Genomic DNA, 14927 nt, shown 5'->3' with positions numbered 1-14927 from the left:
ATCACGGGTCAAGCGGTGGGGGTGACGCCGGGGCTAGGGTGTGGATCAGATGAAGCTGCTCAGGCAAAGCAGCGAAGCAACTGGCCACCAGCAGAAGCCCAACTTTTCGTCCAGGGAGAATGACAGCGCATGGGCATGGAGCTAGCCGAGGATACATCGTTGCGTGCAATCGATGGGCTGGCCATGGCTGCATTGCCGCGCTGGGGTCTCGAGGGCGCCAGCGCCACGCTGATCAACCATTCCGAAAACTGGACCTATCGCGTGACGCCGGCCGGTGGCGGACGGCCGGTCATCCTGCGCATCCATCGCAGCGACTATCACACCACCGACGGCATCCGCAGCGAACTGGACTGGATGCGCGCGCTGCAGGCGGAGGCTGCCGTCAAGACACCGCAGGCAATCCCGGGAATGGACGGCGCCGACATACAGTTTGTCGAAACGAAGCAGATCCCGTCCGGGCACAATTGCGTGCTGTTCGAGTTCATCGACGGTGCCGAGCCGGCGCAGGACGAGTTGATGGCGCCATTCCGGCAACTGGGCGAGGTCACTGCGCGCTGCCATACCCACAGCCAGACCTGGGAGCGGCCACCCTATTTCGAGCGGCTGTGCTGGGATTTCGAGCATTCTTTCGGCGCCACTGCCAACTGGGGCCAATGGAAAGACGGGCCAGATTGCACGCCAGAGCGTCAGCGGTTGCTGCAGCGCGCGGTTGATCTGATGGAACGCCGGCTCGCCCGCTTCGGCAAGGGAAGCGACCGCTACGGCCTGATCCACGCCGACTTCCGCCTCGCCAATCTGCTTGTGCATGAGGGCGATGTCCGGGTCATCGATTTCGACGATTGCGGCCTTGGCTGGTTCCTCTACGACGCCGCGACGGCGGTCAGCTTCTTCGAGGACCGGGCCGACGTGCCGGACCTGATGGAGGCCTGGAAGGAGGGCTATCGCCGCCAGCGTGTCCTTCCCAAGGAGGACGAAGACGAGCTGTGGACCTTCATCCTGATGCGCCGCATGACGCTGTTCGCCTGGATGGGCTCGCACAGCGAAACCGATCTCGCGCGCACGGAAGGCCCCGGCTACAGCACCGGGACCTGCGAATTGGCCGAGCGCTATCTGAGCCAGTACGGCTAGCCGAAGGACCTGGAGCCTGAACATGTCGGACGTAAAGCCGCAGAGCCCGGAAAAGCGCGAATTCATCGCCAAGTCGAAGACGTTCTGGAACCCCGGCAAGACCCAGGCGTGGCAGGACATGGGCGTCGATCTGGTGATCGACCGGCGCGAGGGTTACTTCATCTGGGACATGGATGGTCGGCGGCTGATCGACCTGCATCTCAACGGCGGCACCTACAATATCGGGCATCGCCATCCCGAACTGATCGAGATTCTCAATCGGGGCACCCAGCGCTTCGACATGGGCAACCATCACTTTCCGTCGCAGGCGCGCACTGCACTCGCCGAAAGGCTTGCCGAAATCTGCGGCGGCGACCTGCACTACACGATGTATGCATCGGGCGGCGCCGAAGCGATCGACATCGCCCTGAAGACGGCAAGGCACGCGACCCAGCGGCGCAAGATCGTCTCCATCGTCAACGCCTATCACGGTCATACCGGCCTGGCGGTCGCCGCCGGTGCCGACCGCTTCAAGAAGATTTTCCTGTCCGATCAGCCGGAGGATTTCGTCCATGTGCCGTTCAACGACCTGACCGCCATGGAAGACGCCCTGAAGGGCAACGACGTCGCGGCGCTGATCATGGAGACGATCCCCGCGACCTACGGCTTTCCGATGCCGCTGCCGGGCTATCTCAAGGACGTCAAGAAGCTCTGCGAGCGCTACGGCGCACTCTACATCGCCGACGAGGTGCAGACCGGCCTGATGCGCTGCGGCGAGATGTGGGGCTACCAGCGCTACGGCATCGTCCCGGACATGGTCGTAACCGGCAAGGGCATTTCGGGCGGCATGTATCCGATTGCCTGCGTGGTGGTGCGCGAGCCCTATGCCGGCTGGCTGACCCAGGACGGCTTTGCGCACATGTCGACCATGGGCGGTGCCGAACTCGGTTGTCTCGTTGCCATGAAGACGCTTGAAATCCTGCAGCGGCCGCCGGTGAAGCCGATGGTGAACTACATCTCGGAGACGTTCCGCAACGGGCTGCACGAGATCATGAAGCTCTATCCCGACTTCTTTGTCGGCATCCGCCAGTGCGGCGTCGTCATGGGGCTCGAGTTCGATTTTCCCGAGGGCGCCAAGCCGGTGATGCGGCATCTGTACGAGAACGGCGTCTGGGCAATCTTTTCCACGCTCGATCCACGCGTGCTGCAATTCAAGCCCGGCGTGCTGATGACGGCCGATCTCTGTCACGAGGTGCTTGAGCGTGTCGAGCGCAGCGTCGGCCTTGCCTATGCCGAGTGCATGGGGCGCGGACGCGGCAAAGCCCGCGCGGCCTGAAGGAAAAAGTCGAAATGACCGCGATAGTCGAAGAAATCCTGGCCGGTGAAAAGCGCCCAACCGGCGCAGCCGACCTGATGCTGCAGGTGGCCGAATGGGCGGCCTCCGCCTATGCACGATTTGGCCGGGCAAAGGTGGAAGAGATCGCCCGCGCCGCGGCCGAGGCAGCGCACGCCCACGCAGGCGAACTGGCCGAGGCTGCGGTCGCCGAGACCGGTTTCGGCGTTGCCGAGCACAAGAAGATCAAGAACGAACTCACGTCGCGCGCGCTGTTCGAGCTCTATTCCCGCGAGGACTTCTGTTCCGCCCGGATCAGACCCGACCTGAAGATGGTGGAACTGCCGCGGCCGGCCGGCGTCGTCTTTGGACTGACGCCTTCCACCAATCCCGTCTGCAGCGTCTTCTACAAGATCCTGATGGCGCTGGTGACGCGCAACGCCATCATCATCTCGCCGCATCCGATGGCCAAGGCCTGCTCGGCGCGGGCCGCGAAGCTGATGGCCGAGGCAGCCGAGAAGGCCGGCGCCCCTGCCGGCATCATCCAGGTCATCGAGCACCCGAACCTGCCGCTGATCGAGCATGTGATGAAGTCGCCACGGGTCGGCGTGATCCTGGCGACCGGCGGCACGCCGATGGTGCGTGCTGCCTACAGCTCCGGCAATCCGGCCATCGGCGTCGGCCCGGGCAATGCGCCGGCTCTGGTGGACGAAAGTGCCGACCTCAACGAAGCCGCCAAGCGCATCGTCGCCTCGAAGAGCTTCGACAACTCGATCCTCTGCACCAATGAGAGCGTGGTGCTGGCCGTGGAGAGCGTCGCCGACCGGCTGGTGCAGTCGATGCGCTCGGCCGGCGCGCATGTCGCCAAGCCGGAGGAAGTCGCGGCGCTGCGCGAACTGCTGTTCGGGCGTGGAACCTTCAATGTCGAGGTGCTGGGCAAATCGGCCGTCGAGATCGGCGCCATGATCGGCCTGCGCCTGCCGCCGCACACCAAGATCATCCTCGTCGAAATCGACCGCGTCGGCATCGACGAGCCGCTGTCGAAGGAAAAGCTTTGCCCCGTGCTCGGGTTCCTGCGCGTGCCGCATGCCCAGGCCGGCATCAACCAGGCCAAGGCACTGATCCGGCTTTCGGGTGCCGGCCATTCCGCCGCAATACACAGCCACCATTCAGCGACGATCCTCGCCTATGGCGCCGCCGTGAAGGCGCTGCGGGTTGTTGTGAACGCTCCCTGCAGCATGGGAGCGGCCGGATACGGCACCCACCTGGCTCCCGCCTTCACGATCGGCACGGGCTATTTCGGCTCGTCGTCGGTCGGCGAGAATGTGGGCCCCCAGCACCTCATCAACTGGACCCGGATCGCCTACAATGACGACCCGTCGGAAGCCTTCGGCGACTTTGCCGGCCTCGACGCATGGTCCGGCGGCCCAGCCCTTGCGCTCGGCCTCGAAGCGCCGATCTCGCTCGGGCGCTTGCAGGAAGGTGCGCCGAAACTCGGCGATCCTGCGCCCTCGAACGCAGCGGGCGGCACCGACGAGCTTGCGCTGATGCGCGAGGAAATCCGCAAGATGGTGCTTGAAGAACTGCGTGGGGCCTTGGCCGCCGGGAAGAAGACCTGACCCATGGCCGAGCTTCGCTCATTCATATTCATCGACCAGCTCCAGCCGCAGACGCTCTGCTACATGGCAAGCGGCATGCGTGGCCGCCTGCCACGCACCAACATGGCAGCACAGATCATCGAGGTCGCACCGGGACTGGACATCGAGGCGCTGACCGACGTGGCGCTGAAACATGCCGATGTCAGCGGCGGCATGCTCGTGGTCGAGCGGCAGTTCGGTTATCTCGAGTTCCATTCGCGCTCGACCTCGTCGGTGAAGTCTGCCGCGGAAGCCGTGCTCGAGGTGCTGGATGCCCGCACCGACCAGGCGATCCCGCCGAAGATACTGGCGTCGAAGATCGTCACGCGCATCGACAATGGCCACGCCTTCCTGATCAACCGCAACAAGTCTGGCTCGATGATCCTGCCGGGCGAGTCGCTCTTCGTGCTCGAAATGCAGCCGGCGTCCTACGCCATCCTTGCCACCAACGAGGCTGAGAAGAACGCCGACATCAAGGTCATCGATTACCGAATGTTCGGCGCCACCGGGCGCGTCTATCTTTCCGGCGAGGAGTCGGATGTGCGCATGGGCGCCGAGGCCGCGCTCGCGGCGCTGAAGGACGGTGCACATGCTTGACAAGAACGCAATCCGGACCCTGATCCGCGACGTCATCGCGGAGGAGGTTCGACATCTGAAGGGCGGTCAAGCAGCCCCCGCCGCGCCTTCCGCCGTGACGATCGCCAGCGACGCGGACCTGGCCGCCTTCGCAAGGCAGGTCCTCGCCCTGGCGGAAGATCCGGGCGTGCGCGCCGCCATCATGGGCGGTCGCCATCCCTTCTCGCTGGCGCGGCAAGGCTCCGCGGCGCCGACCGCCTCGGTTGCGGCCGCTGCCGACCATCGCATCGACAAGGGCGTCGTAACCGAAACCGCCATAGCCAAGCTGCCGAAGGGCGTCTCGCGCCTGCTGCTCGGCGCCGGCGTCAGCATCACCCCCTTGGCCCGGGACAAGGCCAGGTCGCGCAACATCAGCATCGAAAGGGTCGAACAATGATTCGAGGTCGCGTGGTGGGCCGATACTGGGCCACAAAACGTATCGAACACATTCCTTCCGGGGCCTTTCTGGAAGTCGAGAGCGCCGGCGGCGGACGCATCATCGCGCTCGACGTACTCGGCTGCGGCGACGGCGAGGACGTGCTCGTCGTTACCGGGTCCACGGCTGCCACATGGCTCGGCGGCGGCAAGATTCCGATCGACGCGCTGATTATCGGGTCGCTCGACGAGACACCAAAACAGAAATCCAAATAGCCAATCTGCAAACAGGAGAGAACCATGTCGAATGCAATCGGAATGATCGAAACCAAGGGCTTCGTTGCCGCGCTCGCCGCCGCTGACGCGATGGTCAAGGCGGCCAACGTGGTTGTCGTCGGCCGCGAGCAGGTCGGTGACGGCCTTGTCGCCGTCATCGTCAATGGCGATGTCGGCGCCGTGAAGGCCGCGACCGAGGCAGGCGCGGAAGCTGCGTCCAGCGTCGGCACGCTGGTCTCGGTGCATGTCATTCCGCGTCCGCATCCGGACCTTGGCAAGCATTTTTCCACCACGACCGGCAAGTGACGCCTCGCCAGGCGACACGCTCGTGTCGCCTGCCTTGGACGGTGCGGGCAGCTGCGCGGCCGAGGCCGGGGCGTGGCCCCCGGCGTCTTGTGACCTCCCTCCGTGCCGGAGGGGGATGGAGCGCGTGCGACGGATGAGAACATGACAGAACTACGGGTCTATCTGCTGGTGAAGGATCTCGGCCGACAGTTCGCGGCCTACATGTCGACGCCGACCCGTGCACGCGGCTATCCGCCGATGCAGGGCGAACACTCGCTCATCATCGAGATTGCGCCCGCACTCGCCATTCACCGCATCTGCGACCTTGCGCTGAAGAAGATGCCGGACATGGAGCCGGGGCTGCTCTACACCGAGCGGCAATATGGCATCCTGGAACTCCATTCCGCCGATCTCGGGCAACTCGAGGAGGCCGGCAAGGCGATCCTCGACGGCATCGGCCACAAGGCCGACGACCAGCTGAGGCCGCGCACCCTCTATGCCGACATCATCGAGGACGTCTCGGACCAGCACGCCATCATCCTCAACCGCACGCGCGAAGCCTCGATGCTGCTGCCGGGCAAGTCGCTGCTGGTCTACGAGCTGGAGCCGGCGCTATTCGCGACCGTTGCGGCCAACGAGGCCGAGCGGGTGGCGCCCGGCATCACGCTCGTCGATGTCCAGATGATCGGCGCGAGCGGACGGCTCTTCCTGGCCGGGACGCGGGCCGAGTGCGAGCGGGCACGTGACCGCATCGACGAGGTGCTGGGAAGCATCGTCGGCCGACCGGGCCGCTCCTGATCGCTGCCAAGGCGGTCCGCCGCGACGGCGCTTGCTCCGACGAGCCATTCTGCTGCTGTTCGGGCGACGTCTGGTTGCATGAGCAACGATGGTCACTTGCGATGAAGGCCACTGCGGCGACTTCTCGACGGTCACCGAGCCATCCACTCCACCTTGTTCGCCTAAGAGCGGCGGTGGAATTCAATCCCGGTAGCCGGCGAGGCTAACCGGGCGCATCCGTTCCCGCTCCCGAAACCTGCCGCTGCGCCGGCTTTCGCGTCCCGGCCTTGTCGGCGTCGCCCGATGCCGAATCGTCCAGGGCAATGCGCTGCCGAAATCTCGACAGCGCGTCCTCGCCCCTTACGGCCCGGCCCTCGGACGCACGCCTCAGGCGGCGCCGGTGCCATGCCGGAAGGAGTTCTGCCGCGAGACTTCTCAACCATTTCATCATCCGGCTGAAACTTCCGAACGCCGCAGCGGTTCCCGCGGGTACGCCTGACCGACCGCGACATCGAGGACCGCATATTTCGCCGCTCGCGGCAGTGCTGTCCGGTAATTGCAGCTGCAGGTCGGCAGGGCGCGCTGCGATCGCAAGCGGGCCAATCGAACACTGCCAGGCCTCTTGATCGTCTAGCGTTCCGGATGGAACCAGCGTTGCGGGATTGAGTTACAGGGCGCGGGGTTCTGCATTGGCTGGGAGCATGAACAGGAGCAGCACGTCGTGACCATGCAATTCGCTAGACCGGTTTTCGTACTCGTCGGACTTGGCTACCGGCGGGAAATCCGCAACGTCCTGGAAGCCCTGGAGTTCCTGAACGACTGGCCGGGCGACGCGCGCGAGAAGAATGCCGCCCTGGCGGCCTGCCGGGCGGCGCTTGATGGAAAGACCTCGGCCGATACGGCTCGCTTTGCCTTCATCGCGTTCGCCCTCAAGCTGGACATCTTGCTGGAAGACGTCGGACCGGGAGGCTGGAAGGCGGATGGCGCCGGGACTGCCGGCGCGACAATTCCGAGGGTGTCGGTTCCGGGTAGCGGCGTCTGACGGCACGCCGCGCGTGAGACAAGACCGCGGCCGCGTGACGGCCGCAGTCGGCGCGGCTATACGAGCAGCTTGATCCTGCACCTCAGGCCCGGCTCCGCGGCCGAGAGTTCGACCGCTCCCAGCTCGACCGACAGGATTTCGGAGATCAGCCTCAGGCCGAATCCCTTGGCCGGCTGCCCCTCTATGGGCGGTCCGCCCTGTTCGACCCAAAGCAGGTCGATTTCTCCTTCTCCCGACTTCTCCCACCTGACGCTCACCTTGCCGAAGGGGCTGGAAAGAGCGCCATATTTCGACGCGTTGGTGCAGAGCTCATGCAGGGTCAGGGCAAGCGGAACGTTCAGGCGAGCGGGGAGATCGAGAACCGGGCCCGAAACCTCGATGCGATCATGCGGGTCGCGATAGGGCGCGACGATGCGGTCGACCAGCTCGCGCAGCCGGAACCCGCTCCAGTCCTGGTTCAGCAGCACCTCGTTTGCGTCAGCCAGCGCGACAAGCCGGTTGCGGAAGGTGTTCAGCGCGGCAGGGTCGGCGCGTCCACCTCGGAAGGACTGGGTTGCGATCGACTGGACCACGCTGAGCGAGTTCTTCACCCGGTGCGCAAGCTCGCGCATCAGAATCTTCTGGCTCTCCTCGCTTCGCTTGCGTTCGTCGATGTCCATGACGACGCCGATCACACGAGTCATGCGCCCGTCTTCGTCCGATACGACTTCCGCGCGAAGCAGCAACCACACGATCTTGCCGTCAGGCCGCCGGATGCGATACTCGGCCTCGAAATCCGACCGGCCCTCGGCGATCGCCCTCATGCCGATTTCCTGAATCCGCTCGCGCTCTCCCGGCGCGTAAAAATTGCGCAGTTCCTCTACTGTGGGATGGCTATCGGCGGGGAGCCCGTAGATCCGGTTGAGCTCGGCAGAACTGGTCAGGGCGTCGGTCGCGAGATCGAGCTCCCATACCGCCATGCGCGCGCCCTCTAGCGCCAGTCGCTTGCGACGCTCGCTTTCCTGCAGGGCCAGTTCGGTGGCCTTGCGACTGGTGATGTCCTCGATCGTCCCCAGGTAACGCGTCGCCCGGGTAACGCCCTCGATCTCCTCGAAGATGGCTTCGCCATGCGCCCGCAGCCAGCGCTCCTCGCCGTTGTCGGCCCTCAACACGCGGTATTCGTATGGCTCCCTGGAACGGATCGATGGATTGAGCGCCAGCTTCGCGAGCGCCGACGTTCTGGGAAGGTCTTCGGGGTGCGTTGCGCCGCGAACCTTGTCGATGGTCACGGCTTCGTCCGGCGTGAAGCCGTAGATTTCCCGTGCGCGCGGCGAATAGTTCATTTCGCCGGTATCGATCGTCCAGTCCCACACGCCCATCCGGGCGGCGCGAAGGGCCAGGCGCAGCTTGAGGCTGCTCTCCTCCAGCCGATTATCCGTCAGTCGACGCAATCTGCCTCCCCCAATGGCGCAAACCGCCAATCCATGAATGCCGCGAGCGGCTTCCGGTTCCAGCGCCGGTCGGGGTCAGGAGGGCCGCCAGGGCAGGCGCAGGACGCAGACCAGCCCGGAAGGACCAAATGTGCGCTCGGCCGAGCCGCCCTCGCTTTGGGTCATGCGCTCGAGCAATCGCGAGCCGAATCCCAGCCTGCTCGGCTTCGACACCGGGGGCCCGCCGGCCTCCTGCCAACGCACAACCAGTTCGGCATCCGGTCCCTCGGTGACCTGCCAGGAGATCTCGATCCGCCCGTCGCCGATCGACAGCGCACCGTATTTGACGGCGTTGGTCATCAGTTCATGCATGGCGAGCGAGATGGTCATCACGAAGCCCGGGGGGAGCATCAGTTCCGGCCCCGTCAGCCTGACGCGGCTGCCCTTCGCCTCGGCTTGGACCGCAGCCGCAATCGTCGTATGCAGATCGCCCTCGAGCCAGGCGTTGCGCGCCAGGACATCATGCGCCTGGGCAAGCGCCGACAGCCGGTCGCGCACGACGCTTCTTGCCTCCTCGAGGTCCTTCGCGTTGCGCAATGTCTGCTGGACCAGCGACTGGACGATGGCGAGGTTGTTCTTGACCCGGTGGTCGAGTTCCCGGGTGAGCAGCTTGCGCTGGTCCTCGGCGCGTTTGCGTTCGGTGACGTCGAGGCTGATCTGCACGGCGCCCACGACCTTGCCGTCCTCGCCACGGATGGCGCGAGCGCTGCTCGACAGCACAAACTCGCGCCCGGTCGGAAGCCGGTAGAGGAACTCCTCGTGATCGGTTTCCTGGCCGCGCATGGCGCGCGTCAGCGGACGGTCCTCCCGGCTCACCACTTCGCCATCCTTGAAGGCCACGGTCTCGATCACCGGATCGGGCGCTCCGAACGGGTGTTCGTGGTCGTCGGGCACGTTCATCAGTTCGGCAGCCAGCCGGTTGCGGATGACCTGCCGGCCGGTCGGATCGTAGGTGAACCATACGGCCACCGGCACCGTGTCGAGCACGGCCTGCAGTTCGGAGGTGCGCTTGCGGATATCGGCATCGGCATCGGCCAGGGCAGCGCTGACCAGTTCGAACTCGCGCAGTCTCGTCGGCAGGCGCTCGACAGGCTTGCCGGCTCCGAGCATCAAGGCCTGGCGCGCGAGGCTGGACGTGTCGCCGGTCAGCACCTTGCCGACAGCCAGGGCAAGCACCAGCGAAACCGCAAGGGCCAGCGCGCCGATCGCCAGGATGCTGAACAAGGATCGCCAGAGCGGTGCCTCGACCAGCGAAAGGTCGACATTGGCCGCATGAAGCCAACCCGAGAAATCCGATCGGACGTAGCCAGCAAGCAGCGTGTCGCCGAACTGGTTGTCGGCGGTGAAGCTGCCCGAACTGCCGAGCGCACGACTGAGATAGGTCGCAACTCCCGGCGTGCCGGTGACTTCGTCGTGGCGCTCCGAGCGGGTGACGTAGACGCCGGTGCGGTCGCCGACGCCGATGACCCACGGCTTCGGCGCCAGAACCCTGAGGATGCGGTGAAGTGCGGCGGTCGGCGTAGTGATGACCAGCAGAACGGGTGAACCGTCCTTGAGCTGGAGTCTGCGCATCACCGAGACGCTCGGCGCACCCGACGCCGCATCAGCATGCACGTCCGATACGCGAGGCTGACCGGCGGCAAGGCCTTCGAGCTCCACGGCTGAAAGGGCCGGCAGCGACGGCATGGGCTGTCCCGGCGCCAGGCCGGTGTTCAGGAGCTGCCGTCCGGCCTCCGTGCGCAGGATGATCGTCTGGTTACTGCCGCTTACCAGGCGCTGCGCCTCGGCATGCAACTTTGCGAAGTCACCCTCCGCGAATGCCGCCGAGCGAGCCAGCGCGTCGATGCGCAGGAGCATGCCATTCAGTTCGCTGTCGACGATTGCCGCGGCCTGTCGCGCCATCTCGATGGCGCGGTCGCGGAATCCCTCCTGCTGGGACAGCGCAAAGGAAACCAGTACATAGGCTGCAAACAGCCAGACCGGCACGACTGCCGCGGCGATCAGTCCCATCAGATAGGTACGGGCCGAACGGCGAGTCCCTGTCAATCATCCTCCCAGGCACCGGTCACTGCCACACCGATGGAAGATCAGCTAACGCGAAATTTTCCAGGAAGGAAAGTGGGGCGCTGCGGCTAGCGGACGATGAACCGGCCGGCAATCTCCCGCACCCTCTCGCGGTGCCACTCGACAGCCCCTTGAGCGTGCCGGTCGAGGCCCTTCCATCCGATGTTGAACACTCCGTGCCTGCCTTCCGGCGCGTGTCCGCGGATGGCCGGCGAGACCGGGCGAGAGCCGGGAAATCAGCGAACCGACCGGCTTTGCGCTCCGGCTGCCCCTTGACTCTCGATTGCCGTGCAGTACGCTTCAGCCAACATATCGGACATTTTCCGTTGGCATTCGCGCCCCGACATCGCACCGTTTGACCGGTCGCTGATTGCGGGGCGTTTTGCGTTTTGGGGTGGTTGGCGTTTGAAGCAGCGGGTCGAAGTCGGACTTCTATACTCCCGGTCGGGTGGCTACGTGCTGCTGTCGAACGCCTGCCGCGACGGCGCGCTGGCGGCGATCGAGGACATCAATGCCGACCCGGCTTCTCCGATCGAGATCATCGCGGTCGAACGCGACCCGCAAGGCAATATTGATCGCTACGCCCCGCTCTGCGAAGACATCCTCACCAACAGTTCGGCCCGCCATGTCGTCGGCTGCATCACCTCGTGGAGCCGCAAGGAGGCCATTCCGGTCGTCGAGAAACACAGCGGCACGCTCTGGTACACATGCCCCTATGAAGGCTTCGAGGCCAATGACCGCGTCGTCTACACCCATGCCTGTCCCAACCAGCACCTGGTGCCGCTGATCGGCTGGGTGGCGCGCCGCCACGGCCCGAACGGCTTCCTGCTCGGCTCCAACTACATCTGGGGCTGGGAAACCAACCGCGTCGCCCGCGACCTCATCGCCGACGCCGGCGGCGAGGTGCTCGGAGAACGCTACCTGGCACTCGGCGACACCGACGTCGCGCGGCTGATCGACGAGATCCGCGCCACGCGGCCGTCCTTCATCCTCAACAATTTGATCGGCCCGTCCTCCTATGCGTTCCTCGAGGCCTATGCGGCGCTCGGCCGGGATGACCGGTTCTTCACGCCCGAATCCTGCCCGTTGCTCTCCTGCAACCTGACCGAAGCAGAGCTCCCGGCACTGAATGGCGTCGCCGACGGCCATCTCGTCGTCGGTCCCTATTTCCGCAAGGCGGCCGAGGCCAATGGCTGGCCGCTTGCCGGCAAGCGGCGCTGCGCCTCTTCCTTCGAGGCCGCCGCCTACACCGCCGTCGCCATCCTCGCCGACGTTCTCGCGACCGCACATGGCTCGCGCCAGGCGGACCTGCAGGCGGCCTTCTCCGGACGCCGATTTGCTTCGCCCTACGGTACCGTCAGCGTCGATCCGCGCACCCAGCACATGGCCCTTCCCGTGGTCATCGGCCGGATCGCCGGGCCGGACGTCGAAGCGCTCGAGATCACGCCAAGCGTCGCACCCGACCCCTATCTCTCGCGCTATGACCGCACGCTGACTTTCGGACGCCAGACCCTGAGGGTCGTGTCATGAAGCGCGGCTTCCGCATCCCTAATCTCGGCGGCGCCACCGCGCTGATCGTGCACCGTCCGCATGGCGTGGTCGCTGCTATCGCGCGGCAACTGACGGCGATCGGCGTCAACGCTGTCGATTGCTGGCCGGACCTTCCCTCCGACGCACTGGCCGCAGACTTCCTGTTCTTCGACTCCGACCTCGGCCACGACGCCCAGTTTCCCTGGGCTCCCGGTGCCGCGCCGATGCCGGCCATCGCGCTGATCGGTTCGGAGGCGCCGGGGCGCATCGAATGGGCGCTCAATCAGAATGCCGACGCGCATCTCCTGAAGCCGGTCGGCAATGCCGGTGTCTATAGCGCGCTGCTGATTGCCCGACGCGCCTTCGACGCCCGAAAGCGCCTCGACGCCGAAATCGTCGATCTTCGCAACCGCGTCGCCGAGCGGCACACCATCGTGCAGGCCGTCACGCTGCTCGCATCGCGCGGTCTCGATGACGAGCAGGCCTATGCCCAGCTTCGGGCGCTTGCCATGAGCTGGCAGATCAGCATGGAGGATGCCGCCAGGCGTGTCGTTGCCTGGTCGAAGGAAGGAACTGCCGGTGACCGCACCGACATCGCCTGACATCGCCGTGGCAACCGTAGCGCCACCAGTCCGCGCCGGCGTCTGGCGCCGCCTGCTCGGTCGCCCGCTGGCGCTCATCGGCCTGTTCTTCATCGTCGTCACGCTCGCCGGCGCGCTGTTTGCGCCCTGGCTTACCCCCTTCGATCCCAATGACCAGATGTTCGATGGGCTGACCATCGAAGGCGCGCCGATGCCGCCGGGCGGTCAATTCCTGCTCGGCACCGACCTGCTCGGCCGCGATCTCCTGACCCGCATTCTCTATGGCGCACGCACCTCGCTGATCATCGGCATCGCCGCCAACGGGACGGCATTGATCATTGGCACGCTGGTCGGCGTCGTCGCCGGCTTTTTCCGCGGCTGGATCGGCGCCATTCTGATGCGCTTCACCGACCTGATGATGGCGTTTCCGGCGCTGCTGCTCGCCATCTGCCTTGCCGCCGTGTTCCAGCCGAGCCTGTGGATCGTGGCCATGGTCATCGCGCTGGTGAACTGGGTGCAGACAGCGCGCGTCATCTTCACCGAGACCAGTTCTCTCGCCGAACGCGAATTCATCGCGGCAGAGCGCACGCTCGGCGCCGGCACCGGCCGTATCCTGTTTCGCCACATCCTGCCGCACCTGGTGCCGACCATCATCGTCTGGGGAACACTGGGCATCTCGACGACGGTGCTGCTCGAAGCGACGCTCTCCTATCTCGGCGTCGGCGTGCAGCCGCCGACCCCCTCCTGGGGCAACATCATCTTCGAGAACCAGACCTACTTCCAGGCGGCACCCTGGCTGGTCTTCTTTCCCGGCATGGCGATCCTGGCGCTGGCCCTCGGCTTCAACCTGGTCGGCGATGCGCTGCGCGACATTCTTGACCCGACACAGCGGGGCAGGGACTGATGGCCGCCTATCTCGTCCGCCGCCTGTTGCAGACCGCGTTGATCCTGCTCGGCGTCTCGGTCATTACCTTCGCCCTGCTCTATCTGCTGCCGGCCGATCCGGTGCGCCAGATTGCCGGGCGCAGCGCCACGCCCGAGACGGTCGAGAACATCCGGCGCCAGCTCGGGCTCGACCAGCCCTTCATCGTGCAGTACTGGCGCTATCTGTCGGGACTGTTGCAGGGCGACCTCGGCCGCTCCTACCTGCAGCGCTCCGAGGTCAGCACGCTGATCGCGGCGCGCCTGCCGGCCAGCCTTCTCCTGATGGTCGGCGCAATCGGCTGCGAGCTGCTGCTCGGCCTGACCATGGGCATCGTCGCCGCCGTCCGGCGCGGCAGCGTCGCCGACCAGACCATGATGATCGCCTCCTTCGTCGGCGTCTCGGCGCCGCAATTCGTGGTCGGCCTGCTGCTGCTCTACTTCTTCTCGGTGCGCCTCGGCTGGTTCCCGATCGGGGGCTACGGGACATGGAAGCACATGGTGCTGCCCTCGGTGGCGCTCGGCATCCTCGGCGCCGGCTGGTATTCGCGCATGATGCGCTCGTCGATGATCGACGTTCTGCGCCAGGACTATGTGCGCACCGCCCGCGCCAAGGGGCTAGCGCGCGGCACCATCCTGTTTCGGCATGCCCTGCCCAATGCCGTGCTGCCCATCATCGCGATGATCGGCATCGACATCGGGCTCTTCATGAGCGGCATCGTCGTCATCGAGAGCGTTTTCGGCTGGCCCGGTATCGGTCAGCTCGCCTGGCAGGCCATCCAGCGCATCGACATCCCCATCATCATGGGTGTCACGCTGGTCTCGGCCTGCGCCATCGTGATCGGCAACCTGCTTGCCGATCTTGTTACCCCGTTCATCGATCCGCGCATTCGGCTGAGATGACCGGGCACCAGC

15 protein-coding genes are annotated in these 14927 nt (G+C 65.5%); 13 read left to right on the top strand and 2 right to left on the bottom strand.

The window, feature by feature from the left end; all coding sequences use genetic code 11:
* Positions 1–159: 159 nt before the first annotated feature.
* The 9 genes from ACT2BZ_RS08450 (at position 160) to ACT2BZ_RS08410 (ending at position 7447) form a co-directional block, all read left to right on the top strand.
* Positions 160–1128, top strand: coding sequence for a phosphotransferase enzyme family protein (locus ACT2BZ_RS08450; protein WP_457940437.1), 969 nt, complete (start codon positions 160–162; stop codon positions 1126–1128).
* 22 nt (positions 1129–1150) lie between these two features.
* Complete coding sequence (locus ACT2BZ_RS08445) at positions 1151–2443, top strand: class-III pyridoxal-phosphate-dependent aminotransferase (protein WP_457940436.1); 1293 nt, start codon at positions 1151–1153, stop codon at positions 2441–2443.
* Positions 2444–2457: 14 nt separating this feature from the next.
* Positions 2458–4059: an aldehyde dehydrogenase family protein gene (locus ACT2BZ_RS08440; RefSeq protein WP_457940435.1), complete on the top strand. Its 1602-nt coding sequence runs from the start codon at positions 2458–2460 to the stop codon at positions 4057–4059.
* 3 nt (positions 4060–4062) lie between these two features.
* Entirely contained in the window at positions 4063–4674 is a 612-nt protein-coding gene (locus ACT2BZ_RS08435; protein WP_457940434.1) for a BMC domain-containing protein, read from the top strand.
* A complete protein-coding gene (locus ACT2BZ_RS08430; protein ID WP_457940433.1) occupies positions 4667–5089 on the top strand; it encodes a hypothetical protein in 423 nt (140 codons plus the stop codon). Before ACT2BZ_RS08435 ends, ACT2BZ_RS08430 begins: the two co-directional genes overlap by 8 nt.
* Positions 5086–5343 carry a EutN/CcmL family microcompartment protein gene (locus ACT2BZ_RS08425; protein WP_457940432.1) on the top strand — a complete coding sequence of 86 codons (258 nt, stop codon included), beginning with the start codon at positions 5086–5088 and terminating at the stop codon, positions 5341–5343. The genes ACT2BZ_RS08430 and ACT2BZ_RS08425 overlap by 4 nt, the downstream gene beginning before the upstream one ends.
* A gap of 24 nt (positions 5344–5367) precedes the next feature.
* The gene (locus ACT2BZ_RS08420) at positions 5368–5649 is read left to right on the top strand and encodes a BMC domain-containing protein (RefSeq protein WP_457940431.1); all 282 of its coding nucleotides are present in this window, start codon (positions 5368–5370) and stop codon (positions 5647–5649) included.
* A 141-nt stretch (positions 5650–5790) separates the two neighbouring features.
* Complete coding sequence (locus ACT2BZ_RS08415; protein WP_457940430.1) at positions 5791–6426, top strand: hypothetical protein; 636 nt, start codon at positions 5791–5793, stop codon at positions 6424–6426.
* A gap of 706 nt (positions 6427–7132) precedes the next feature.
* Positions 7133–7447: a DUF982 domain-containing protein gene (locus ACT2BZ_RS08410; protein ID WP_457941254.1), complete on the top strand. Its 315-nt coding sequence runs from the start codon at positions 7133–7135 to the stop codon at positions 7445–7447.
* A 56-nt stretch (positions 7448–7503) separates the two neighbouring features.
* On the opposite strand, the gene ACT2BZ_RS08405 is transcribed toward ACT2BZ_RS08410, so the two are convergent.
* Together ACT2BZ_RS08405 and ACT2BZ_RS08400 are read right to left on the bottom strand one after the other, a co-directional pair.
* On the bottom strand, positions 7504–8877 hold the full coding sequence (locus ACT2BZ_RS08405; protein WP_457940429.1) for a PAS domain-containing protein: 1374 nt from the start codon (positions 8875–8877) through the stop codon (positions 7504–7506).
* A 75-nt stretch (positions 8878–8952) separates the two neighbouring features.
* Positions 8953–10962 carry a sensor histidine kinase gene (locus ACT2BZ_RS08400; RefSeq protein WP_457940428.1) on the bottom strand — a complete coding sequence of 670 codons (2010 nt, stop codon included), beginning with the start codon at positions 10960–10962 and terminating at the stop codon, positions 8953–8955.
* A 423-nt stretch (positions 10963–11385) separates the two neighbouring features.
* Between ACT2BZ_RS08400 and ACT2BZ_RS08395 the strand changes: the two genes are divergently transcribed.
* From ACT2BZ_RS08395 to ACT2BZ_RS08380, 4 genes are read left to right on the top strand one after another with little or no spacing between them, the layout of a single operon-like run.
* Positions 11386–12510 (top strand): transporter substrate-binding protein, encoded by a 1125-nt coding sequence (locus ACT2BZ_RS08395; protein ID WP_457940427.1) that lies wholly within the window; start codon positions 11386–11388, stop codon positions 12508–12510.
* Positions 12507–13112 carry an ANTAR domain-containing response regulator gene (locus ACT2BZ_RS08390; RefSeq protein ID WP_457940426.1) on the top strand — a complete coding sequence of 202 codons (606 nt, stop codon included), beginning with the start codon at positions 12507–12509 and terminating at the stop codon, positions 13110–13112. The genes ACT2BZ_RS08395 and ACT2BZ_RS08390 overlap by 4 nt, the downstream gene beginning before the upstream one ends.
* A complete protein-coding gene (locus tag ACT2BZ_RS08385) occupies positions 13090–13995 on the top strand; it encodes an ABC transporter permease (protein ID WP_457940425.1) in 906 nt (301 codons plus the stop codon). Before ACT2BZ_RS08390 ends, ACT2BZ_RS08385 begins: the two co-directional genes overlap by 23 nt.
* Positions 13995–14915, top strand: a complete 921-nt coding sequence (locus tag ACT2BZ_RS08380) for an ABC transporter permease (RefSeq protein ID WP_457940424.1) — start codon at positions 13995–13997, stop codon at positions 14913–14915. The genes ACT2BZ_RS08385 and ACT2BZ_RS08380 overlap by 1 nt, the downstream gene beginning before the upstream one ends.
* The last annotated feature ends 12 nt before the right edge of the window (positions 14916–14927 follow it).

The sequence above is a fragment of the Mesorhizobium sp. 10J20-29 genome, from assembly GCF_054130485.1.
This window is presented reverse-complemented; position numbering and strand designations above follow the sequence as displayed.